This is a genomic window from Streptomyces sp. NPDC003027 (genome assembly GCF_053591435.1).
In genome coordinates this window covers 81,019-102,542 of sequence record NZ_JBSFTU010000010.1, presented here as the reverse complement: position 1 = coordinate 102,542, position 21,524 = coordinate 81,019, and the positions used below count along the sequence as shown (strand labels likewise).

Below are 21,524 nucleotides of genomic sequence, written 5' to 3'. Positions count from 1 at the left end.
CTCACCTCCAGAAGCGACGCTAGGCCGATGGCATATTCAACTGACATGAAAATCCGGGCGCGTTCACCCGAAAGAAGAAGGCCCCCCGGAAACCAGGGGGCCTCGCTCCGCATCCGGCGGGTGCGGACTACCGCGCCACGAACTGGGTCAGGATCGCCTGCACCTCGTAGATGTCCACGCCCTTGGTGAAGGTCTTCTGGATCGGCATGGAGTTGCCGGAGATCCATATCTTCAGCTCGGCGTCGAGGTCGAAGGTCCCGGCGGTCTCGACGGAGAAGTGCGTGATGCTCCGGTACGGGATGGAGTGGTACTCCACCTTCTTGCCGGTGATGCCCTGCTTGTCGACGAGCACGAGCCGCCGGTCGGTGAAGAAGATCGTGTCGCGGATCAGCAGGTACGCGGCGTGGATCTGCTCCCCCTGCCCGAGCAGCCGCGCGTAGTCCTGCTGCGCCTGCGCCGGATTGATCGCGTGCGCGTTCCCGAACAGCGCCATGTGGGACCCCCCAAGAAAAGACGACAAAAGGATCTTCCGACTCTATCTGGCGCCTGGCCGTCGCCACCCTCGCGCTCGCGTGAGTCGTCGTCAGCGGCCTCGGCCAAATGCGCGGCGTGAGTATCGAGACGCAGCTGCGCGCCATGCCGGAGTCGGAGATCCGGGAGGACCGGGCCTGGGAGGAGTTCACGGGCGCGGCCGGGGAATCCGACCGCTTCCAGGCGGTACGCGAGGCCGGCATCGCGGCAGCCGTGGAGCACCACTTCCCGGCCCTCCACACGGTCTACACGACGGCATACACCCCCGAGGACGCCCGCACCCGCGCCCTGCCGGTCTCCGGCGGCGCCCCGGTCCACCACCCGACCCACGACCGACCCCCGTTCCTGATCCTCCGCCCGACCAGGTCCGCACGGTGGCGGCCTTGCTGATGGCATCCTCCTTCGACACCCGGTGGACGGCCACCCGCCAGAAGGTCCTGCCCCCTTCGCCCACCTCGACGAAACAGAGGTCAAGAGCTAATCCCTCACCCACGACACCGACCTGCGCGCCTTCTACCCCCACACGTCCCAGACGGGCCACGCCATCGTCAAGGCCTTCTGGCACTGACGCCCACCCGGCGCCGCACCGCGCTAGACAGCTATTCGGCGGCAGCGGCCCTCGCCTGGAACACCGTCCCGACGGCCCAACGCGAGAGGCCCCGGACTCTCGTCCGGGGCCTCTCGCCTGCTGTGCACTCGGCAGGATTCGAACCTGCAACCTTCTGATCCGTAGCTCTAGCCGGATCGGTCAGCAACGGTCATACCCGTCGCTTCATGGCCCTGGGAGGACGCTACGAGACGGGGACGGTTACTGGGGTTGCGGTACGGCGCTGCTGTACCGCCAGGCAGGGTGCGGCAGAGGCATGGTCCTGCGCAACTGAACAGGCTTCACCCGATCACCAGACCATGAGCTAAGCATCCCTCACAATGTCCTCATGGACGTCAACAACCTGCGCATCCCGGACCGGTTTGAACGACTTCGCGATCTTGGGGACGAGACGCTGAGCTCCATCATCATCCCGGTTGAACCGATGCTGGAGGAGATCGACGAGCGGTTCATGGACATGCGCGCTGCGGACCGCGGTTCGCTCATGATTCTCCGAGGAACGTCCGGGGCCGGGAAGTCGACGTTTCTTGACACGATCGCCTTCTTCCGCCAGCAAATCTCGACCCGCCGAATTGCCCGGGACGCGAACGTTGGCCAAGCCCTCCTCGAAGCTGCGGATTCTGAGAATACCGTAATTGTTTTTGAGGGCCGGGAGGCCCTAGGGGACGTCTCTGGATCCGAGATCGAGTCCGCCATGCATGAAATCAATCAATTCATTAGATCGGAAGCTGGCAGGCGATCCCTTGTCGTGTGGCCGACTAACCGCGACGACCTCACGGATCTGTTGGTCGGACTCGGCGAAAGCTTGGGGCGAGAGGCGCTATTCGGGATCTCAAACCCTGTCACGTCCTTCCAAGGGCCACCCAAGTCTGAGTATGCAAGAATCGCTCAGCAGACCGTCTCAGTCCTGAACGAAGGCGCCTCACTCGACGCCTTGGGGATCTCGGCAGATTTGGCCGAGGATCTCGCCAATCAGTCCGACACGATCGGTAACTATCTGGCTAGAGTTCGAGCCGCTGCCGTGCGCGCTGGCAGTCGAGTAGAGAAGCTCCTCACGAAGGAACGCTACCGCTTGTGGACTGTCACTGTATCTGGAAATGATGTTGAGGGTGACGTTGCGGCCCTCACAAGGGGCGGGTTCTCAGCTGCTGATGTTGATCGACTCTTGAGCTCTACCGGTGCAAATGTCGTCAGCGACCTCAAGAAGCACCCAGAGCAAACGGGAATTCTGGGAACCGTCCTCGACGCCCGGATCATAAACATGGACATGGTCTGCATGCTCGCCATCACGCGAACTTACGGCAGCCCCGAGCTACACAAGGTGATGCAGTCCAAGGACATGATCACGGCCAAGGACAGCAGTGCGGCTAGGCGACTCCTTGAGAGCGATCTGGGGATTTTGCTGCAAGACAAGCCGTTGGGAACCCGCAAGCGTGGCCCCAAGCCGGGGTCTAACACGAAGGAAGCGTTCGCGAAGCTGGTGGAGATTTCCAGAACGAACGACGGACTCTTGAATGATGCGCTTGGGCGAGGCTTGGTCGAAACGGGACTCATCGACACCTATGAAACCGAGCGAAACCTTGGGACAGATCTCGTCTTCCATAGCGACATTTACTGCATCAAGGGCGGGGCGCCAATTCGCCTTGAACTGATGTGGCGCGCCAAGACCGGCAGGGCGACCATCGCAAATTACGTACTCGGCAAGATCAACAACTACGGGAAGGCGATCGGTGTCATCCAGTAGCCGCGGCGCGATTCACAGGTCGGTGGAGCGGCTTTGGGCGGGAGCTGCCATGGGGCGAGAGATCGGGGGCCCGTAAGCTTCCCGCGACTCGGGCAGTCTCTGGACCTGCCCGCAATAGCCCGATGTGGGCCCCCGATCTTCGAGGCTCGCCCCATGGTGGCTGCCTAAAGCCGTGGAGCCGACCGGCCCCAGCCACCGCGGGCTACCGTCCACTGCATCAGGTGTGCTCGCTCTAGCCGCGCGGCCGGCGGAGCCGGGGCCCGGAGCGGGGCGGAGACAGGAGCGTCGGGGCCCGGCGCTGGAGCCGGGGCCGCGCGCGGCGAGCGGAGCGAGCCGCCTTGATGAAGTAGAGAAAGTCTTACCGCGCTTGCGGGTCTCGCTCGGCTTTGAACTCGTCCAGCAGATCGAAGAACAGGTCGGTGGCTGCCCTATCGGCTGCTTGAGCAGCCTTCGTGATCTCGACGGCCCACCCCAAGGGACTGCTGTATCTCTGGCCTAGTCGCGGCCACAGCCACTCAGTGAAGGGGCCCTCGTGCTCGAAGTCCGTCACTGCCTGGGGACCGTAGATCTCGGAGGCGACACGGAAGCCGTACAGCATGGATTGCAGTTCCAAGAGCGAGCCACCGCGAATGAACATTGCTGGGCGCAGGCGGATTTGGTCCAAGAAGTCATAGACATCGCGGCACTCGCTGACATGCTTCGCCTCGGTCATGCGGACCTCCTCAGGAGGTGGCTGCCGTCGTGGCTGCGCACGTGAGGTCCCGCACCGTCCAGGGCGTCCAGCAACCTGATCGCGAAGACCTCGGCCATGCGCTCCTCGACCTCCGCCGGCGTCAGCCACTCGACCGCCGTCGACTCGTCCGACGTTCGCTCGGCGCCGCCTGCGGGCTTGCATCGGAAGACCAGAGCGACGATGCCCCGCGTCGTGTTCTTGTAGACCCCGGTCAGCTCGTCCACCTCGACGCGGATGCCGGTCTCTTCCCAGACCTCACGGACGACACCCTCCTCCGGGGCCTCCGTGAGTTCGAGGACGCCGCCCGGAAGCTCCCACGTCCCGTTGTCGGCTCGCCGGATCGCGAGGAGGCGCCCGTCCTCCCGGACGACCGCTCCCGCCACCGATACGGAGTGCAGTGGCGTTGACTGGCCTTCGCGGGCGCTGTTACTCATGTACAGGAGCATAGGAGAGTGAAGAGGACCGTGGGAACTCCAGTAGGAGGTGGTCGAGCGGTACCTCGGTACGTTCAGATCGCCGATGAGATCGTTCAACAGATCCGCGAAGGCGTCCTGAAGCCGGGCGACATGGTGCCGAGCGAGTCCGAGCTCGTCGACCGCTACGGCGTCGCCGGCGGGACCATCCGCAAGGCCATGGTGGAGGTCAGGGCAAGCGGCCTGGTCGAGACCCGGCACGGCAAGGGTTCGATCGTGAAGGACCGGCCGCCCGTACGGCTCCGCTCGTCGGACCGGTTCCGGGCCTCGCACCGCCGCGGGGGCAAGGCCGCGTACCTCGCCGAGTCCGAGCAGTCCGGTGCCACGGCGAAGGTGAGCGTCCTCTACATCGGTCCCATGGAAGCGCCGGCCGAGGTCGCCGAGCGCCTGGACCTCGACGCTGGCACGAAGGTTCTCGCTCGTCGCCGCCTGTACTTCCGGAACGGCACCCCGGTCGAGACGGCCTCCTCCTACCTGCCGTGGGACGTGGTCAAGGACATCCCCGAGCTGTTCGAGGAGAACCCGGGCCCCGGCGGGATCTACGCCCGACTCGAAGACCACGGCCACGTCTTCGCCGAGTTCGTCGAGACACTCCAGGCCCGGCCGGCCACGAAGGCAGAGGCATCGGAACTCGCGCTGAGCCCTGGCGCTCCTGTGATCCACCTCCTTCGGAACGCGGTCACCGAGGAAGGACTCGTGGTCGAGGTCTGCGACACCCTCATGGCCGCTGACCAGTTCGTCTTCCAGTACCGCATCCCCGCCACGGACTGACGTCCGCTCAACTTCCAGCAGCCCGCCGCGATTTCTTCTTTGCGGCGGGTTGACTCATGTACAGGAGTGCTGCACTCTTCTTCATGTCACTCCTGTACAGGAGTGAACGAGTCAAGCCTCTATAGAGGAGTGTTCTGCTATGCGTCAGATCCCCGTCGACACCTCCACGGCCATGGTGATGGTGGCTCAGCCCCCGACCCCCAAGATCGCGAACCGCCAGACCGGAGAGCTCGCCACCGACCGCGAAACCGGCGCGACCCTGATGACGATCGACGTCATGTTCGTCATGGACGGCAACGCGGAGATCCTGAACCTGACCGTCCCCGAGACCGGCATCTCCGGTGAGCTGACCATGGGCACCCCGGTCGCCCTGACCGGCGTCGTCGCCCGGCCGTGGGAGAACGAGTTCAACGGCCAGAAGCGCCACGGCATCAGCTTCCGCGCGGTGGCCGTCACCTCCCTCACCGCCGCGAAGGCGGCCTGACCGTGACTGCCTTAACAGTCCTCCTCGCCTTGGTCGCTGGGACCGCGCTGCTGCTGCGGTGGCAGCGTCCGGCCTGGTACTGGCTGAGCTTCGGCATCGGTCTCGCGATCGGGCGGGTCCTGGTCCGGTACTCGTCCGTGATGGACGCGTGCGGGCTGACCGTCCCACCCTCGCGCTGGCGCCTCACCTTGGCCCGCCTGACCGGACGGCCGATTCCCGAGTCACGTTCCCCCCGGATTCTGCGGCTGCGGCCGACGCGTACGGGGGTGGTGCTTCGGGTGAAGCTCCGCCCGGGCCAGGACGCGTTCGACTTCTCGGCTGCCTCCGACCGTCTGCGGCACTCGTTCGTGATGCGGAACGTCACCACCCGCGAGATCCGCTCGGGTGTGGTCGAACTGCGGATGACCGGCTACGACGTCCTCAAGCGCGTGCAGATGCCGGCACTGCCCAGCGGCAAGGCGATGCGAGTACCAGTCGCCCTGCGGGAGGACGGAGAGGTCTACTACCGCGACTACCGCCAGATCCCGCACGCGCTGAACGTCGGCGCCACGCAGTCCGGCAAGTCCGTCTACCAGCGCAACCTTGTAGCCGCCCTCGCCACGCACGATGTCGCCCTGGTCGGCATCGACTGCAAACAGGGAGTCGAACTCGCCCCGCTCGCTCGGAGGTTCACCGCCCTGGCCGACAACCCCGACACCGCCGCCGAACTCCTCGACGCACTCGTCGAGCACATGGAAGGCGTCTATCAGCTCATCCGCCGCGAGCAGAGGCTGAGCGCGGACATCCCGGACGCGGAGATCACCGCCGACATCTGGGACCTCCCCGCCGACCTCCGGCCGACTCCCATCGTCCTGCTGGTCGATGAGGTCGCCGAACTCGCCCTCTTCGCCACGAAGGACGAGGAGAAGCGCCGGGACCGCATCATCACTTCCCTCGTCCGGCTCTCGCAGCTCGGCCGCGCCGCCGGCATCTACCTGGAGATCTGCGGACAGCGCTTCGGCTCCGAACTCGGCAAGGGCATCACCATGCTCCGAGCCCAGCTCACCGGCCGTACCGCCCACCGCGTCAACGACGAAACGTCCGCCAACATGGCCTTCGGCGACATCTCACCCGACGCCGTACTCGCCACCATCCAGATCCCCACCGACCGACCCGGCACAGCCGTCGTCGGAGACTCCTCCGGCGGCTGGGTCCGCATCCGTACCCCGCATCTCACCCTGCGGCGGGCCGTGAACCTCTGCAACGCCCACACCCATCGCACCCCGGGAGTCCCCGCGCTGGACGCCTTCCGGCCCGTCCTGCCGCCCCTGGCGAAGTCCGCGGCAACCGCCATCGCCACGGCCCCCGCGACCGTCTGATCATCCCCGCCCCACGGCTGGCGTGACCGCCTCACGCCAGGTCCCTACCCCTCCCATGCCTGAAATCGGAATGGAGGAACCGCGATGCGCCCCACGCTCCGGCCGGACGCCGTCCTCGTGCAAGCCGTGATCGCCGGTGCCCTGTCCTTCGCCCACCTGCACGACCTCGCCCAGGCCGCCGGACAGACCGGATGGAAGGCGTGGGCCTATCCGGTCTCCGTCGATCTCCTCCTCGTCGCCGCCTGGCACCGACTCCGGAGCCTCCGGGCCGCCGGCACCCCGGCCCGCTCGGCCTGGACCTGGTTTGCCGTGGCCCTGGCCGCGTCCCTCGGCGCGAACGTCGCCACCGCCGGGCTCCTCGACCTCACCGACGTACCGGACTGGCTGCGCATCCTCGTCGCCGGGTGGCCCGCCCTGGCCTTCCTCGGCGGCACGCTCCTCGTCCACGCCCCTGGCCATTCGGCGTCCGACCAGTCCGCCGCCGAGCCAGACAGGGATACCGAGCACGCCCCGGCCGTGGAAGGGGTCATCGAGCGGGACGCGGTGGCCGAGCCGGAGCCGGAGATCGCTACGGCCCCCGCCCTCCCTTCCCTGGAACCAAAGCCGGAGCCTGTCCCGGAACCTGCACCGGAGCCGGGGCTCGCCCTCGTGGCCGTACCACCGGCGCTCGTCGCTCACGCCCGGAAGGTCGCTGACGACCACCGCGCCCGCACCGGCCACCCGATCGACGCCGACACCCTGCGCGCCCGCCTCGGCGTCCCGCCCCAGATGGCCCACGCCATCGCTGCCCAACTCGAGTGAAAGGAAAGCGCGATGCCCGCCCGCGACCGCTTCCACTCCGTGATGCGGATCGGCCCCGTGCAGATCGGCACCTACCGCGACCGCAACGGCCGCACCAAGTACGCCGCCGTCTGCACCGCCGACCGCTGCGGCTGGTCCGCCGACTACTCCAGCTCCTCCGCCGCCCAGCTCGCCGCCCGCACCCACCGCTGCACCGTTCGCTGACCCGAAGGAGAACCGCGTCATGGACGTCCCGCTCTGGCTCGCCCTGATCGTCGTCGGCGCCCTCGGCATCAAGTTGATCCGCCCGCCCTGGTGGCTCGTCGCCGTGATCCTCCTCGGCGGCTACCTCCTCGCCGACAGCGTCATCGCCCCGCTCATCGACAACACGATCAAGTAGGGAGAACCGCCATGTTCCGTCCGCACATCCCGGTCAACCTGCTGCCGACCGGCATCGTCACCCCGCTCGTCCAGCCGACCGACCCGACATCGATCGAGCCGACGCCCTGCCACCACAACCACGCCCCGGAGCTCACCCAGGCCGCGCCTCGCGTCCAGGTGCCGGCCATCCGCCTCACTCCGACCGGCCTCGTCACCGTCGTCGCGGGCGGCGCCGGAGTCGTCCTGGTCATCGGCACGGTCCTCGTCTCGTTGCTGCTCGCGGTCGCCATCACCGGCGCCTCCGTCGCCGTGAGCGCCGTGGTCCTGCGGCTGCTCGTCCGCGACCTGCAGAAGGGCCGGTGACCAGCATGGACACGCAGACCATTGCAGCCGCGGGCTTACCGGCCCTGGGCTGGGCCTTGCACGGCGGTCTGCTCCTCCGCCGCCTGGCCACCGCCCGGCGCGACCCACTCACCGGCCTGCACACCCGCGCCGGTTGGACCGCCCGCGCCGAGCACCTGATGGCCAAGCATCCCAACGCCCTCGTGCTCCTGGTCGACCTGGACGACTTCAAGGCCATCAACGACACCCACGGCCACGCCGCCGGAGACACGGTCCTCACCGAGACCGCCCGCCGACTGACCGACTGGTGCGGACGCCACGGCATTGCCGCCCGCCTCGGCGGAGACGAGTTCGCCGCCATCGTCACCGAACCCGACCACACCCCAGGGCTCCCGGCGCTCCGGACCGCCCTGGACCAACCGGTCACGCACAACGGCCACGTCCTCCGGGTCTCGGCCTCGGTCGGCCACTGCCACCGCGACCAGCTGCCCGCGCCGACCCTCACCGACGCCCTCTCGGCCGCCGACGCCTCGATGTACGCGGCCAAGGGCCACGGCAGGCGCAACACACGCTAAGCGGCCCCCGGGACGGCCTCTGTCGCCAAACTTCCGCCGCCACCCGGGCGCCTGAACCCCTCCTAGATCCAACGGACCCGAAAGGGACAGCTCATGATGCCCCACACCCCGACCACGCGCGTCTGCTCCCACTGCGACGGCTTCCCGGTCGTCCACGTCACCACCGGCACCACCACCCCGGACGGTCGGCGCCAGACGCTCCCCGCCACCTGCCCCGTCTGCCGGGGCCTCGGCCACACCGTCCCGACCACCCTCGTCCGTGCCGGGAAGTGACCCTCTTGAACGACACCGCCCTCACCGCGGCGGGCCTGGACTCGGCCACCCTCGACGACATGCTCCGGGTGGCCGGGTCCACCGGCTTCGACCGCTGGAAGGAGCAGATCCAGCGCACCGGTGGCTGCTCCAACCCCGTCCACCTCCAGGGCTGGACCCTCACCCAGGACAGGACCACCGGCGAGACCCTGCACCGGTACTCCACCGACACCGAGCCCGGCGGACGGCTCCGGGTCGCCTGCGGCAACCGGCGGTCCTCCCGCTGCCCCGCCTGCGCCTGGACCTACGCCGGGGACACCTTCCACCTCATCCGCGCCGGCCTCGCCGGGGACGACCGCCGTGACATCCCCGCCGCCGTCCGCGACCACCCTCGCGTGTTCCTGACCCTCACCGCTCCGTCCTTCGGCCCCGTCCACAACCGGCCCGGCAACCGCCCCTGCCGCTGCGGCACCCAGCACGCCGAGGATGATCCCGCGCTCGGCACTCCGCTCGACCCCGACACGTACGACTACGCCGCCGCCGTCCTGTTCAACAACCACGCGGGGCAGCTCTGGCAGAGGTTCACGAACCGCCTTCGCCGCGAGATCGCCGCGTCCGCGGGCCTCTCCCAGCGGGAGTTGAGGGAGGTCGCGCGGATCTCGTACGGGAAGGTGGCCGAGTTCCAGAAGCGCGGCGCCGTCCACTTCCACGCCGTCGTCCGCATCGACGGCCCGGACGGCCCCGACAGCCGTCCGCCGTCCTGGGCCACCACCGACCTGCTGACCAGCTCGATCCGTGCCGCTGCCGTGCACGCGTACACCACCGTCACCGTCCCCGCCGCCGGCGAGCAGCCCGCCCGCCGCCTCCGCTGGGGCACCCAGCTCGACATCCGGCCCGTCAAGGCCTTCGGCGACGGCTCCGACATCACCGAACAGGCCGTCGCCTCCTACATCGCCAAGTACTCCACGAAAGCCGCGGAGACCACCAGCAGCCTCGACCGCCGCATCGGCAACCGCGAGGCCCTGGTCCTCCTCGGCGTTCCCGCCCACACCCGGCGCCTGGTGGAAGCCTGCTTCGACCTCGACCCGCTCTACCCGGACCGGCGCCTCCTCGCCTGGGCCCACATGCTCGGCTTCCGGGGCCACTTCTCCACCAAGTCCCGGCACTACTCGACCACCTTGGGCGAACTCCGTCAGACCCGCGCCGACTACCGCGCCGCTCAGGAACACGCCGCCCGGGGCCTGGAGGACATCGAGCCGGACACCGTCCTCGTCCTCGCCTCCTGGCAGTACGCCGGCCAGGGTCACAGCCCCGGAGAGGCCGTCCTCGCCGCATCCATCGCCCGGGACATCGCGCTCAACCGCGAGACCGCTCGCGAAGCCCTGCACGACCACCTCGCCCTTGAAGGGACGGAAGTATGACCACGACCGTGATCACGCCGAAGTGGCACACGACCGCCGAGGTCGCCGCCATGCTCGGCTTCGGCCTGTCCAAGACGAAGATGCTCGTCCTCACTGGGGAGATCCGCTCCGTGAAGGTCGGCCGCAACCGCCGCATCCTCCCCGCGTGGGTCGACGAGTACGTCGAGCGCGTCGCCGCCGGCGCCGAAGGGTGGGCCGCATGAGCGGGAAGCGCGGGAACGGCGAAGGCTCCATCTACCCGTACAAGAACGGCTACGCGGCCTACGTCTGGGTCACGAAGCCAGACGGCAAGCGGGCCCGGAAGTACGCCTACGGGAAGACCCGCGAAGAGGTGCACGACAAGTGGCTCATGCTCCACGCCGAGGCGAAGAAGGGGCCCGTGGCCACCCGGCACCGCACCCTTGCCGCGTTCCTCTCGTACTGGCTCGACTCGATCGTGAAGCCCAACCTGGCCCCGCTCTCGTACGTCTCGTACGAGGGGTACGTCCGGCTCTACATCGCCCCGCACCTCGGCACGAAGCGGCTCGACAAGCTGACCGTCCGGGACGTGCGCGAGTGGTTGACCAAGCTCGCGACCATCTGCCAGTGCTGCGCGCAGAAGAAGGACGCCAAGAGGGAGCCGGGCAGCCGCAAGTGCTGCGCTGTCGGGGAGTGCTGCGAGGCGTACCCGTCCCGCCGCGTCGTCCAGGGCGCCCGTGACGCGCTCCGCGCCGCTCTCACGCACGCCGTCACCGAAGAGGAGATCGGGAAGAACGTCGCCTCTCTCGTCAAGGTGCCTAAGCCTCGTCGTCACCGGATCAAGCCGTGGTCCGTCGCCGAGGCGGGTCAGTTCCTGACCGACGCCGCTGCGCGCGATGACCACCTCTTCGCGGCCTGGGTGCTCGTGCTCTGCCTCGGCCTGCGCCGCGGTGAGGTCCTGGGCCTGACGTGGAAGTCCATCGACCTGGAGACGGGCGAGCTGTACGTCGACCACCAGATTCAGCGCGCCGGGCGCCTGATCCTCCACCGGGAGACCAAGACCGAGGACTCCGACGACTTCCTTCCCCTGCCGACACTCTGCCTCAAGGCCCTGCGAATGCGTCGTGCCCAGCAGCTCGGCGACCGGAAAGCCGCTGGGGACCTGTGGCAGGACAGCCATGATCTGATCTTTACGACGAAGTACGGCACCCCGATCGAGCCGGGGAACCTGACCCGGATGTTCGCCCTGCGGGCCCGTCGCGCCGGCGTTCGCGTGATCCCGCTGCGGAACACTCGCCACACGTGCAGCTCGCTCCTGGTCGCGCTCAAGGTCCACCCGAAGGTGGCGCAGCGGATCCTGCGGCATTCGCAGATCGCGATGACGATGGAGGTCTACGCCGAGGCGAGCGAGGAAGCGGTACGTGCCGCGATCGGCAAGCTGTCCGACGCCATGGGACAGATGTGATCTGCTTTTAGACCTTGAGCGCTTCGCGGGCGCTCGCAAGCCGGGCCCTGGCCTCTGCGATCCAATCGTCGTCCAAGGCAAGTGGTACCTGGACGCAGATGCCGGTGCTGGGTGCGTCGCAGACTTCGATGACGAGAGGGTCCTCGGCCACGAAGCGGAGGTACGCCGTACGGCCTTCTCTGGGCCAGTCGCCGGCGAACACATCGTCGTCGTCCTCGGCGGCGTCTTCCATGGCTTCTTCGAGGGCGTCGAGGAGGTGGCCCCACTCCTCGACCTCTTGGTCGAAGACGCCCATCCGCACGGAGGCGTTCACGAAGTCGCTTCGGATCTGGATCTCTGCGTCGAAGTAGCGGCCCGATACGCCGGTGAAGGACGGAATCGTCGACAGCAGTCGGACCGCGACGCTCTGTGTCCCGCTCGCCAGCGCGATCAACTCCAGCGGCTCCCCGGCTTCGGCCATTGGACGTCGCTCCCCCTCAGACGGTTGCTGTACTTCGCTGCTGTACGGCCCCAACACAAGAGGCCCCCGGATCTCTCCGGGGGCCTCTCACCTGTGTGCACTCGGCAGGATTCGAACCTGCAACCTTCTGATCCGTAGTCAGATGCTCTATCCGTTAAGCTACGAGTGCTTGTGCTTCCCGGCTTTTTTCTTGCCGGTCGGCGTTGCGGGAACAACATTACATGACCTGCGCCGTAGCGCGAAATCCATTAGTCAGACCCCCTCTGACCTGCGGAAACGCCATTACGGGGCCTCATCGCGTCCCCCAGGAGAGTGACCAGCGCCCGGCGCGAGGAGAGGGCGCGGGGCGGTCGAGCCTGGCTCGGGGAAGAGGTCGGGGACGTCCCGGGGATGGGTCCGGGAAGGTCCCCGGAACGGTCGAAGCCCCGGCCGTGTGGGCCGGGGCTTCGGGTGGGGCGGAGGCGGAGGGATTTGAACCCTCGATGGGCTTTAAGACCCAAACCGCATTAGCAGTGCGGCGCCATAGACCGGACTAGGCGACGCCTCCATGCACCCCGCGCGGGCGCGAGTGGTGCGTGCAGATGATGACACAGGCGGGCCTCGTGCCACCAATCGCTTCTCACCGTACTAGCCCTCCGGGGCGGAGAGCAAAGCCCGTCGGCGCATCGCACGGCCTCTCCCGCTTGCGCAACGAACGGCCGTACGGAGCGTTAGAGAAGACGGGCCCCGAGTCCGTTGCCCCTCCGCATCTCTCCACCCTCGCCGTCCTGGAGTTCGTATGCTGCGTCGCCTCGTCCTCGCGACCGTCACCACCGCCGTCGCGACCCTCGCCACCGCCACCACCGCGACCACCGCCGGCGCGATCGTTCCCATCGGGCAGGGACCGCTGCCGCCCCTGTCGCTTCTCGCCCCGGCCGACACCCTCACCGTGACCGTCGAGAAGAGCGGTCACCGCCAGGCCGACGGCACGTTCAGGCTCGAATGCGGCGCCAAGGCCGGCGGCGACCATCCCGCCGCCCAGAACGCCTGCCGGCGGCTCGCCCAGCTCGCGCGGGACGGCAAGGACCCGTTCCGGCCGGTCAACAGGAATCAGTTCTGCACCCAGATGTACGGCGGCGCCGCCGTCGCGCACATCAAGGGCACCTGGCAGGGCCGCACCATCGACGCCCGCTTCTCCCGGGCCAACGGATGCGAGATCGACCGCTGGGAGAACCTGGAGCCCGTCCTGCCCCGGGTGCGCGGATGACGTGAGGAAGAGGTTCGGATCTTGCCGGGGGCACGAGACCTCGCCCCCCTCCCTCCGAGCCTGCCCTTAGACTCCTTCAGTGACAGGCTGCGGCCCTAGGGGCAAGATGGGGCCGGCCAGCCGCCGGGCAAGGTGCAGTGGGTCAGGGAGGAAGCGTCGTCGTGAGCAGCAGGCCATCCCGAGGCGCTGCTCGCCTCGCAGCCATACTTGACGCCCTCCCCGACGGCCTCGTGCTCGTCAACTGCAACGGCACGGTCGTCAACGCCAACACCATCGCCCTCGGCATGTTCGAGACCCCCGGCACCGCGCTCGTCGGGCGCGGGCTGCTCGATCTGCTGCCCGGTTTCGACTCCCGGCTGATCCCCGGCTCCATGCGGCGCCCCGAGGGCGCCGACGAGCGGGGCCGCACCAAGCCGACCCGGATGATCGCCCGCCGCACCGACGGCAGCGAGTTCGCCGTCGAGGTGACCAGCGCCAGCCTGGAGGACGGCCGCGAGGCCTACGACTCGTACAGCGGCTACACCGGCGACGAGCTGCTCATGCTCGTCGTACGCGATCTCACCGGCACCCTCGACACCGAGGCCGAACTCGCCCGCTCGCAGCGCCAGACCGAGATGATCCTGCGCGCCGCCGCCGAGGGCGTCGTCGGGACGGACACCGAGGGGCGGGTCGTCCTCGTCAACCCCGCCGCCGCGCAGATCCTCGGCTTCCGGGCCAGTGATCTCGGCGGCAAGGAGCTGCACCCGCTGATCCTGCACTCGCGGCCGGACGGCGAGCCGTTCCCGTACGAGGAGTCACCGCTCGCGGACACGCTCAAGTCGGGCCGCAAGCACCGGGTCCGGGGGCAGGTGCTGTGGGCGAAGAACGGTTCGCAGGTGCCCGTCGACCTGACGACCGCTCCCGTACGGGACGGGGACCAGCTCGTCGGCGCGGTGATGACCTTCACCGACCGCCGGCCGTACCAGCAGCTCCTCGACAAGCACGCCGCCGAACTCGCCGAGCACACGGAGCGGCACGCGTCCGAGCTCGCCGACCGCACCGAGCGGCACGCCGCCGAACTGGAGCGGCAGAAGGAGCGGTACGAGGAGCTGGCCGCCCGGCACGAGCAGCTGACGGCCGTCCTCGGGGAGTCGCTGCGCGGGCCCCTGGAGGAGCTGCGTACGGAGCTCGCCACGCTCGCCGCCGACGACGCGGGGCAGCTGTGGCCCGAGGCCAACCAGCTGCTGCACCATCTGGCCGCCGGGTACGCCCGGATGACCACCCTCGTCGACAACGTCCTGGGCTATCAGCGCCTCGATGCCGGGGCGGAGACCCTGGACAAGAGCGTGGTGTTCCTCGACTCGGCCGTGAGCGCCGGCGTCGACGGGGCCGTGGAGCTCATCGGGCCGGGCCGCGTCCAGTTCGCCGTGCACGCGCCGCCGATCGAGGCCGAGGTGGACGCGGGGCGCCTCGCGACCGCGCTCGCACATCTCGTCGCGGACGTGGCCGGCGTCGACTCGACCGGCAAGGCCCGGGTGGTGCCGGGGGCCGGATACGCCGACTCGACGATCGTGGTGGCGGCCGCGCAGCGCGGTGACGTCGTACGGATCGAGGTACGCGGGCCGTACGCCGGTGGCGACCCGGTCCACCAGCCCATCGTGCGCGGGATCGTGGCCGCCCACGGCGGTGTGGTGCAGACGCACGAGGTGCCCGGGATGAGCGGTAGCGCGTACGTCCTGGAGGTTCCGCTCGGGAGCGGGCGGGGGACGGTCGCTCCGCCGCCCGCCGCGGAACTGGAGCCGACGCCCCGTCCCGCCTCCGGTCCGGGGCCGCAGACAGCGCCCCCAGGGGGGCAGCTCGCGCTGCCCGCGCAGGCCTCGGAGACCGAGGGAGGCGGCCGGCGGCGAGCCCGGCGGGCGTCGACCGACGCCTTCCTCGAGAGTTCGGTGGCGGCGGAGGACGGATCCGGCGGTGTCGGCGGGGGCGCCGGGCCGACGGGTCGTCGGCGTGGTCGTACGGAGACGGCGGACGCACCGGCCGCCGCCGAGTTGATCCCTGCCCAGAGCGCGGGCACAGGTACGGGCACGAGTACGGGTACGAGTACGAGTACGGGCATGGGTACGGGTTCGGAGGCCGGGCCGGGCGCGACCGGGCCCACCGGGCGTCGTCGCGGCCGTCCGGCCGAGGGCTCCGTGGTGACCGCCGCCGAAGGCGCGCAGGGCCGTGCCGCGCTGGGGGCCACCGTTCCCCCGCAGGGCGTCCCCGCCGAGGCACCCGCCCTGGCACGGGCTCTGCCCGCCGTCGCCAGCTCCGACGAGGCGCCGGAGGACCATCCCACCGGGCGCCGGCGGCGGGCGCTCGCGGCAGCGCAGGAGCGGGCGGCGGCGGCCGACGCCGGGCCGCGTACCCCCTTCGCGCTCCCCCCGGCGGACGTGGACCGGGACCCGGCACAGGCCCAGGTCCACGTCCCGGCGCCGGGACAGGCTCCCGCACCGGCCGCGCCGGGCCCGCTCCCTGTGAGCGACGAGGGGCGGCACGACGCCGTACCGCCCCGGCCGGACACCGTTCAGCCGTCCCCGCAGCCACACCCGCAGCCGCACCCGCTGCCCGAGCCGACCGGTCGGCGCCGGGCGGCCCAGGACACGTCGGCCGGGATTCCGGTGGGTGCTCCGCAGGAGACCCGGGCCGCCACCGGCTCCGCACCGCTGCCCCCGACCGCTCAGCCCCTGCCGTCCGAGGTGGCCGGGCAGCAGGAACGAGTGCGGCAGGACCAGGCGCAGCAGAATCAGGCGCGGAAGGACGGGACGCAGGGCGGGCGGGCGTTCAGCGTCCGGACGCTCGGTCAGGGCGTCCCGTTCGCCCAGCAGATCGCGGCCCAGCAGAACCAGCAGAACCAGCAAGGCCCGCAGAGCCAGCCGATCCTTCAGCACCAGCCGGGCCCGCAGAGCGCTCAGAGCCCGAGCGGCGGGACACCTGTCAGCGGCGGCACACCCGTCGGAGGTGGCGGTGGGACCGGCGCGCACGGCATGCCCGGGTCCAACGGCTCCGGGCGGCGGCGCAGGCTCGCCACCCCGCCCGAGGGCGACCGCCCGGCGGCCACCCCCGCCGAACCGGTGGCCAAGCCACACCCGCAGCAGGCCACCCCCGCGCCCAAGCTCGCTCCCCCCGCCCCCGAAGGCCGCGCGTACGCCATAGGGGCACCCGCCGAGGGCGCCGCCGAGGGCCCCGAGCCGCTCGACGGTCCCGGCGGTGCGGTCGAGGTCGCGAACAGGCCGCTTCCGCAGCCCGTGGACGACGAGCTGCCCCCGGAGCCGCTGGACAATCCGCGCCGTCTGCTCGTCTGGCCCGCGCCGGACGTCGCCACGCAGCAGGCCCTGAGCGACCGCGGCTACCGCCCCGTGATCGTGCACTCCCGCGAGGAGGTCGACGCCCAGATCGCCGCCTTCCCGGCCGCGCTCTTCGTCGACCCGCTGACCGGGCCCATCACCCGTACCGCGCTCCAGTCGCTCCGCCAGGCCGCGGTCGCCGCCGAGGTCCCGGTGCTGCTCGCGGCCGGTCTCGGGCAGGCCACCCGCGAGGCGGCGTACGGCGCCGACCCCGCCGTACTCCTGAAGGCGCTGGCGCCCCGCGACAGCGAGCAGCACCCGTCCCGCGTGCTGCTGATCGAGGAGCACGAGGAGATCGCGCAGGCGCTCGCCGCCACGCTGGAGCGGCGTGGGATGCAGGTGGCGCGGGCCGCCACCGACACGGAGGCGGTCGCGCTGGCCACCCAGACGCGGCCGAACCTGGTGGTGATGGACCTGATGCAGGTGCGCCGCCGCCGGGCCGGGATCATCGACTGGCTCCGTGCGAACGGGCAGTTGAACCACACCCCGCTCGTCGTCTACACCTCGGCCGGCCTCGACGAGACCGAACTGCCGAAGCTGTCGTCCGGCGAGACGGTCCTCTTCCTGGCCGAGCGCTCCACCAGCACCGAGGTGCAGGCGCGGATCGTGGACCTGCTCGCGAAGATCGGAACGAACTAGGACCAGGGCCTGCCCGGCGGATCAGGGCTGTCCGGTCGGATCAGGGCTGTCAGTCGGTTCAAGGCCTGTCAGGCGGATCATGGCCGGACAGGCCATGGACCAACCGCCGTACGGGGAGGGGGCCGGGGCCCCTCCCCGTACACCCGGTGTCCCGTGCGTCCGCCCTACAGCTGGGTCACGTCCAGCCCGCCCTCCGCGTACTGCCTGCGGATCACCTTCTTGTCGAACTTCCCCACGCTCGTCTTCGGCACCGCCGGCACGATCGCCCAGCGCTCCGGCAGCTGCCACTTGGCGATGCCGCCCTCCGTGGCGAGGAACTCCTTCAACGTCGCGTAGTCGGCCGTCGAACCTTCCTTGAGGACGACGGTCGCGAGCGGCCGCTCGCCCCACTTCTCGTCCGGCACGGCGACGACGGCGGCCTCGGCGACCTGCGGGTGCGCCATGATCGCGTTCTCCAGCTCGACGCTCGAGATCCATTCGCCCCCGGACTTGATGACGTCCTTGGCGCGGTCGGTGAGCGTGAGGTAGCCGTCCGGGCTGATGACGCCGACGTCTCCGGTCTTCAGCCAGCCGTCCTCGCTGAACTTGTCCGCCGGGCGGATCGGTTCGCCGTCGATCCCGCCGAAGTACGAGCCCGCGATCCAGGTGCCACGGACCTCCAGCTCGCCGGCCGACTCGCCGTCCCAGGGGAGGTGTTCACCGCCGGGGCCGACGAGCCGGGCCTCGACGCCGGCCGGGAAACGGCCCTGGGTGACGCGGTACGGCCACCCCTCCTCCTCGGTGAGACCGGCCGGCGGGTGGGCCATGGTGCCGAGCGGGGAGGTCTCCGTCATGCCCCAGGCGTGACAGAGGCGGACGCCGAGCTTGTCGTACGCCTCCATGAGGGAGGGCGGGCAGGCCGCGCCGCCGATGGTGACCTGGCGCATGGAGGAGAGGTCGCGCGGGTTGGCGGTGACCTCGGCGAGGAGGCCCTGCCAGATGGTGGGGACGGCGGCGGCGTGGCTGGGCTTCTCCCGCTCGATCATCTCGGCGAGTGGGGCCGGCTGGAGGAAGCGGTCCGGCATGAGCATGTTGATGCCGGTCATGAAGGTGGCGTGCGGCAAACCCCAGGCGTTGACGTGGAACTGCGGGACCACGACGAGCGTCGTGTCCCTGTCCGTCAGCCCCATCGATTCGGCCATGTTCACCTGCATGGAGTGCAGGTAGATCGAGCGGTGGGAGTAGACGACACCCTTGGGGTCGCCGGTGGTGCCGGAGGTATAGCACATGGCGGCCGCCGAGCGTTCGTCGAGCTCCGGCCAGTCGAAGGTGGTGGGGCGGCCGGCGATCAGCTCCTCGTAGTCGTGCACGCGGGGTGCCACGCCGTCGAGGACGGAACGGTCGCCGGGGCCCGAGACCACGATGTGCTCGAGGGTCGGCAGGTGCGGCAGCAGCGGCGCGAGGAGGGGGAGCAGCGAGCCGTTGACCAGCACGACGCGGTCGGCGGCGTGGTTGACGATCCAGACGAGCTGCTCGGGGGGGAGCCGCAGGTTGAGGGTGTGGAGCACCGCGCCCATCGACGGGATCGCGAAGTACGCCTCGACGTGCTCGGCGTTGTTCCACATGAGGGTCGCGACCCGCTGGTCGCCGGTGACTCCGAGCTCGTCGCGCAGGGCGTTGGCCAGCTGGGTCGCGCGTGCCCCCGTCTCCGCGAAGGTGCGGCGCTGCGGCTCGGGCTCGCCGGTCCAGGTGGTGATCAGGGACTTCCCGTGGATCGTCATCCCGTGGTTCAGGATGCGGGTCACAGTCAGCTGTACGTCCTGCATGGTGCTCAGCACGGCGTCCTCCCGGTGGGCGCTACGTGGCAGTAAGGGTGTGCAGATTCTGCGCACGTACCGCGCGGTATGTCACTACCCGGGAGTACGGAAATGCCGGTGACCGCCGACGCGGCGGCCCTGGTCGGCGCGGACTCGGCGGAGATGCGGCCTTGGTCAGCGGACCGGGGCCAGCTCCGGATCCTCGCGCAGCTTCCCGAGCGCCCTCGACACCGCGCTCTTGACCGTACCGATCGACACCCCGAGCACCTCGGCCGTCTGAGCCTCGCTGAGGTCTTCGTAGTACCGCAGGACGACCATCGCCCGCTGCCGCTCGGGGAGCTTCATCACGGCGCGCCACATGGCGTCGTGCAGGACCTGCCGCTCGGCGGGGTCGGACTCCGGCAGACCGGCCGGCTCCGGCAGCTCGTCGCAGCTGAACTCGTCCACCTTGCGCTTGCGCCACTGGGACGTACGCGTGTTCAGCAGCGCACGGCGGACGTAGCCGTCCAGGGCGCGGTGGTCCTCGATCCGCTCCCAGGCGACGAAGGTCTTGGCCAGCGCGGTCTGCAGCAGGTCCTCGGCGTCCGACGGGTTCGCGGTCAGCGAGCGCGCGGTGCGCAGCAGCACGGGCCCGCGAGCCCGTACGTACGACGAGAAGGACGGGTAGCCGGTGGTCACGGCGGCCCCCAGGGCGACCGTGGAGGCGCCGGCGCAGACGGGGCCAGAGGGTGGCGGAGTCATGCCTACACGCTAGAAGCGGCGGCGATCGCGTGGATCGGCCCCAGGTCCCGAACCGCACTCCGCCTCAGGTTGTAGGGGGGAGGACGGGTGGACCTCCTGAAGGTGGAGTCGGGGGTGGGGGACGGGCTCAGGGTCGACGGGTCGGGGGCGGGGCGCCGGAAGGACCGGGCGTGTCGGGGGGCGGGGCGCCGGAAGGGCCGGGCGTGTCGGGGGCCGGGGGTCAGGAGGCGGGCAGGACGTGGGCGACCGGGGCGTCGGTCGAGTTGCGGTCGATCACCAGCCGGCTGCCGCCGTACGACTCCGCGACGTTGCCCGCGTACTGGTGGATCCGCCCGTACTCCCGCCAGGCCGTGGAGGGCAGCACAGGCTCCGTGTACAGCGCCGGCGCGCCGGCCCAGCGCGCGAACCAGATCACCGCCGGGAGGTCTTCGGCCCCGGCCTTCCGCGCCTGCTCCATGTGGCGGACGCCGGTGTCGGCGCTGCTGTAGAAGCCGGGCAGATAGCCGTGGCGGCGGACCTCGCGATTCCAGGCGCGGACGAAGAGCAAGGTGGTCGCGGCACAGGACGTGTCGGTGAACCGATAGGCCTCCATGTCGAGATAGAGCGGACTCGAGGGGCCGATCCCCAGCGCGCGGGCCGCCTTCACGGCCTCACCGGCCTCCTGGGTGCCCTGGAGCCAGGGGGTGGACCCGATCGGGACGTCCTTCTTGTGCTCGGCGAAGACGCAGGGCGCCTGGGAGCCGACGAAGAGCGGGAGCAGCCGCCAGCCCATCGCGTGCACCGAGGCGACCCAGGACGGCGTGAGGTGCCGCTGGGTGAGGCAGCCTCGGCCCCGGCCTCCGAAGTAGATGCCGACGGCCTGGTACGGGGAGGCGCGCCAGGCCTCCATCACCGCCAGGGAGGGCGCCTCGCAGGTGTCGAAGGCCCGGCCCAGGAAGCGCTGGTACGGAGCGGCGGGAGCGGCGGGCGGCACGCTGGCGGGGGACGTGGACGCGGCCGGCGAGGGGTCGTCCGGCAGGGGATCGGACGGCGAAGGGGCGGCCGGGGGTGCGAAGGCCGGGGCGGGCGGGGCGGGGGCGTCGGCGCGGGCGGGTGGGGCGGGGGCCGCTTCCGGGGGCGCTGGCGCCGTGGCCGGGGCGGCGAGCACCGTGGCGGTGAGCGCGGCCGCGACGGCGGGGCCCAGGACCCGTGCCCGTACGGACCGGTGGTGAGGCCCCGTCACGTTCAGGGAGCTTTCCATGGGGCGAGTGAAGGGCCACCCGCCCGGTCCGGCCACCGCTCGGGCCGTCGCCTCAGCCGTCCGTGCCCAGGATCAACCCGGACGTGGGAACCCCGGTGCCTGCCGTGACCAGTGCCCTGGCCGCGCCGAGACCGGTCAGGTCGACGCGGTAGAAGCTGGTCA

The 21,524-nt window shown here is 70.1% G+C and carries 23 protein-coding genes and 2 tRNA genes; 16 read left to right on the top strand and 9 right to left on the bottom strand.

What is annotated here, in order from left to right; genetic code table 11:
• Positions 1-127: 127 nt before the first annotated feature.
• On the bottom strand, positions 128-493 hold the full coding sequence (locus ACWDX6_RS10595; protein WP_403292597.1) for a PH domain-containing protein: 366 nt from the start codon (positions 491-493) through the stop codon (positions 128-130).
• Between the two features lie 116 nt (positions 494-609).
• Here ACWDX6_RS10595 and ACWDX6_RS10590 point away from each other — a divergent pair, with 116 nt between their 5' ends.
• Together ACWDX6_RS10590 and ACWDX6_RS10585 are read left to right on the top strand one after the other, a co-directional pair.
• Positions 610-921, top strand: coding sequence for a hypothetical protein (locus tag ACWDX6_RS10590; RefSeq protein ID WP_451484558.1), 312 nt, complete (start codon positions 610-612; stop codon positions 919-921).
• Positions 922-1,466: 545 nt separating this feature from the next.
• Complete coding sequence (locus tag ACWDX6_RS10585) at positions 1,467-2,882, top strand: hypothetical protein (protein ID WP_451484557.1); 1,416 nt, start codon at positions 1,467-1,469, stop codon at positions 2,880-2,882.
• Positions 2,883-3,240: 358 nt separating this feature from the next.
• Here ACWDX6_RS10585 and ACWDX6_RS10580 read toward each other — a convergent pair whose 3' ends face one another.
• Positions 3,241-3,594 (bottom strand): hypothetical protein, encoded by a 354-nt coding sequence (locus ACWDX6_RS10580; RefSeq protein ID WP_451484556.1) that lies wholly within the window; start codon positions 3,592-3,594, stop codon positions 3,241-3,243.
• A complete protein-coding gene (locus tag ACWDX6_RS10575; protein ID WP_451484555.1) occupies positions 3,591-4,061 on the bottom strand; it encodes an NUDIX hydrolase in 471 nt (156 codons plus the stop codon). Before ACWDX6_RS10575 ends, ACWDX6_RS10580 begins: the two co-directional genes overlap by 4 nt.
• 18 nt (positions 4,062-4,079) lie before the next feature.
• On the opposite strand from ACWDX6_RS10575, the gene ACWDX6_RS10570 reads away from it, so the two are divergent.
• The 12 genes from ACWDX6_RS10570 to ACWDX6_RS10515 all read left to right on the top strand — a co-directional run bounded on the left by ACWDX6_RS10570 (position 4,080) and on the right by ACWDX6_RS10515 (position 11,875).
• On the top strand, positions 4,080-4,859 hold the full coding sequence (locus ACWDX6_RS10570) for a GntR family transcriptional regulator (protein ID WP_265862714.1): 780 nt from the start codon (positions 4,080-4,082) through the stop codon (positions 4,857-4,859).
• Between the two features lie 139 nt (positions 4,860-4,998).
• Positions 4,999-5,343, top strand: a complete 345-nt coding sequence (locus ACWDX6_RS10565; RefSeq protein WP_392288315.1) for an SCO3933 family regulatory protein — start codon at positions 4,999-5,001, stop codon at positions 5,341-5,343.
• A 2-nt stretch (positions 5,344-5,345) separates the two neighbouring features.
• Positions 5,346-6,701 carry an FtsK/SpoIIIE domain-containing protein gene (locus ACWDX6_RS10560; protein ID WP_451484554.1) on the top strand — a complete coding sequence of 452 codons (1,356 nt, stop codon included), beginning with the start codon at positions 5,346-5,348 and terminating at the stop codon, positions 6,699-6,701.
• An 84-nt stretch (positions 6,702-6,785) separates the two neighbouring features.
• The gene (locus ACWDX6_RS10555; RefSeq protein ID WP_451484553.1) at positions 6,786-7,502 is read left to right on the top strand and encodes a DUF2637 domain-containing protein; all 717 of its coding nucleotides are present in this window, start codon (positions 6,786-6,788) and stop codon (positions 7,500-7,502) included.
• A gap of 12 nt (positions 7,503-7,514) precedes the next feature.
• Complete coding sequence (locus ACWDX6_RS10550) at positions 7,515-7,706, top strand: mobile element transfer protein (RefSeq protein WP_265862070.1); 192 nt, start codon at positions 7,515-7,517, stop codon at positions 7,704-7,706.
• Positions 7,707-7,725: 19 nt separating this feature from the next.
• Entirely contained in the window at positions 7,726-7,881 is a 156-nt protein-coding gene (locus ACWDX6_RS10545; protein WP_451484552.1) for a hypothetical protein, read from the top strand.
• Positions 7,882-7,892: 11 nt separating this feature from the next.
• On the top strand, positions 7,893-8,225 hold the full coding sequence (locus ACWDX6_RS10540; RefSeq protein WP_451484551.1) for a SpdD-like protein: 333 nt from the start codon (positions 7,893-7,895) through the stop codon (positions 8,223-8,225).
• A gap of 5 nt (positions 8,226-8,230) precedes the next feature.
• A complete protein-coding gene (locus ACWDX6_RS10535) occupies positions 8,231-8,779 on the top strand; it encodes a GGDEF domain-containing protein (RefSeq protein WP_451484604.1) in 549 nt (182 codons plus the stop codon).
• Positions 8,780-8,872: 93 nt separating this feature from the next.
• Positions 8,873-9,052 carry a hypothetical protein gene (locus ACWDX6_RS10530; RefSeq protein WP_451484550.1) on the top strand — a complete coding sequence of 60 codons (180 nt, stop codon included), beginning with the start codon at positions 8,873-8,875 and terminating at the stop codon, positions 9,050-9,052.
• Positions 9,053-9,057: 5 nt separating this feature from the next.
• A complete protein-coding gene (gene repSA / locus ACWDX6_RS10525; protein WP_451484549.1) occupies positions 9,058-10,452 on the top strand; it encodes a replication initiator protein RepSA in 1,395 nt (464 codons plus the stop codon).
• Positions 10,449-10,655: an excisionase family DNA-binding protein gene (locus ACWDX6_RS10520; RefSeq protein WP_451484548.1), complete on the top strand. Its 207-nt coding sequence runs from the start codon at positions 10,449-10,451 to the stop codon at positions 10,653-10,655. Before repSA ends, ACWDX6_RS10520 begins: the two co-directional genes overlap by 4 nt.
• Entirely contained in the window at positions 10,652-11,875 is a 1,224-nt protein-coding gene (locus tag ACWDX6_RS10515; RefSeq protein WP_451484547.1) for a site-specific integrase, read from the top strand. The genes ACWDX6_RS10520 and ACWDX6_RS10515 overlap by 4 nt, the downstream gene beginning before the upstream one ends.
• Before the next feature lie 7 nt (positions 11,876-11,882).
• Here ACWDX6_RS10515 and ACWDX6_RS10510 read toward each other — a convergent pair whose 3' ends face one another.
• The 3 genes from ACWDX6_RS10510 to ACWDX6_RS10500 all read right to left on the bottom strand — a co-directional run bounded on the left by ACWDX6_RS10510 (position 11,883) and on the right by ACWDX6_RS10500 (position 12,882).
• Complete coding sequence (locus ACWDX6_RS10510; RefSeq protein WP_451484546.1) at positions 11,883-12,335, bottom strand: DUF5959 family protein; 453 nt, start codon at positions 12,333-12,335, stop codon at positions 11,883-11,885.
• A 96-nt stretch (positions 12,336-12,431) separates the two neighbouring features.
• A tRNA-Arg gene (locus ACWDX6_RS10505) sits at positions 12,432-12,504 on the bottom strand.
• A gap of 287 nt (positions 12,505-12,791) precedes the next feature.
• A tRNA-Ser gene (locus tag ACWDX6_RS10500) sits at positions 12,792-12,882 on the bottom strand.
• 231 nt (positions 12,883-13,113) lie between these two features.
• Between ACWDX6_RS10500 and ACWDX6_RS10495 the strand changes: the two genes are divergently transcribed.
• Together ACWDX6_RS10495 and ACWDX6_RS10490 are read left to right on the top strand one after the other, a co-directional pair.
• Entirely contained in the window at positions 13,114-13,581 is a 468-nt protein-coding gene (locus tag ACWDX6_RS10495) for an SSI family serine proteinase inhibitor (protein ID WP_451484545.1), read from the top strand.
• A 161-nt stretch (positions 13,582-13,742) separates the two neighbouring features.
• Positions 13,743-17,585: a PAS domain-containing protein gene (locus tag ACWDX6_RS10490; RefSeq protein WP_451484544.1), complete on the top strand. Its 3,843-nt coding sequence runs from the start codon at positions 13,743-13,745 to the stop codon at positions 17,583-17,585.
• Positions 17,586-17,749: 164 nt separating this feature from the next.
• Here the strand turns inward: ACWDX6_RS10490 and ACWDX6_RS10485 are convergent, their stop codons facing one another.
• The 3 genes from ACWDX6_RS10485 to ACWDX6_RS10475 form a co-directional block, all read right to left on the bottom strand.
• Entirely contained in the window at positions 17,750-19,402 is a 1,653-nt protein-coding gene (locus ACWDX6_RS10485) for a long-chain fatty acid--CoA ligase (protein ID WP_451484543.1), read from the bottom strand.
• Between the two features lie 153 nt (positions 19,403-19,555).
• Positions 19,556-20,122, bottom strand: a complete 567-nt coding sequence (locus ACWDX6_RS10480; RefSeq protein ID WP_451484542.1) for a SigE family RNA polymerase sigma factor — start codon at positions 20,120-20,122, stop codon at positions 19,556-19,558.
• Between the two features lie 220 nt (positions 20,123-20,342).
• A complete protein-coding gene (locus tag ACWDX6_RS10475; RefSeq protein ID WP_451484541.1) occupies positions 20,343-21,362 on the bottom strand; it encodes a DUF1906 domain-containing protein in 1,020 nt (339 codons plus the stop codon).
• Between the last annotated feature and the right edge of the window lie 162 nt (positions 21,363-21,524).

Bases quoted from the DNA above. Each gene is read 5' to 3' on its own strand.
- ACWDX6_RS10595 (WP_403292597.1), bottom strand. From the start codon at position 493: ATGGCGCTGTTCGGGAACGCGCACGCGATCAATCCGGCGCAGGCGCAG.
- ACWDX6_RS10585 (WP_451484557.1), top strand. From the start codon at position 1,467: ATGGACGTCAACAACCTGCGCATCCCGGACCGGTTTGAACGACTTCGC.
- ACWDX6_RS10580 (WP_451484556.1), bottom strand. From the start codon at position 3,594: ATGACCGAGGCGAAGCATGTCAGCGAGTGCCGCGATGTCTATGACTTC.
- ACWDX6_RS10575 (WP_451484555.1), bottom strand. From the start codon at position 4,061: ATGCTCCTGTACATGAGTAACAGCGCCCGCGAAGGCCAGTCAACGCCA.
- ACWDX6_RS10565 (WP_392288315.1), top strand. From the start codon at position 4,999: ATGCGTCAGATCCCCGTCGACACCTCCACGGCCATGGTGATGGTGGCT.
- ACWDX6_RS10555 (WP_451484553.1), top strand. From the start codon at position 6,786: ATGCGCCCCACGCTCCGGCCGGACGCCGTCCTCGTGCAAGCCGTGATC.
- ACWDX6_RS10550 (WP_265862070.1), top strand. From the start codon at position 7,515: ATGCCCGCCCGCGACCGCTTCCACTCCGTGATGCGGATCGGCCCCGTG.
- ACWDX6_RS10545 (WP_451484552.1), top strand. From the start codon at position 7,726: ATGGACGTCCCGCTCTGGCTCGCCCTGATCGTCGTCGGCGCCCTCGGC.
- ACWDX6_RS10540 (WP_451484551.1), top strand. From the start codon at position 7,893: ATGTTCCGTCCGCACATCCCGGTCAACCTGCTGCCGACCGGCATCGTC.
- ACWDX6_RS10535 (WP_451484604.1), top strand. From the start codon at position 8,231: ATGGACACGCAGACCATTGCAGCCGCGGGCTTACCGGCCCTGGGCTGG.
- ACWDX6_RS10530 (WP_451484550.1), top strand. From the start codon at position 8,873: ATGATGCCCCACACCCCGACCACGCGCGTCTGCTCCCACTGCGACGGC.
- ACWDX6_RS10520 (WP_451484548.1), top strand. From the start codon at position 10,449: ATGACCACGACCGTGATCACGCCGAAGTGGCACACGACCGCCGAGGTC.
- ACWDX6_RS10515 (WP_451484547.1), top strand. From the start codon at position 10,652: ATGAGCGGGAAGCGCGGGAACGGCGAAGGCTCCATCTACCCGTACAAG.
- ACWDX6_RS10510 (WP_451484546.1), bottom strand. From the start codon at position 12,335: ATGGCCGAAGCCGGGGAGCCGCTGGAGTTGATCGCGCTGGCGAGCGGG.
- ACWDX6_RS10495 (WP_451484545.1), top strand. From the start codon at position 13,114: ATGCTGCGTCGCCTCGTCCTCGCGACCGTCACCACCGCCGTCGCGACC.
- ACWDX6_RS10480 (WP_451484542.1), bottom strand. From the start codon at position 20,122: ATGACTCCGCCACCCTCTGGCCCCGTCTGCGCCGGCGCCTCCACGGTC.
- ACWDX6_RS10475 (WP_451484541.1), bottom strand. From the start codon at position 21,362: ATGGAAAGCTCCCTGAACGTGACGGGGCCTCACCACCGGTCCGTACGG.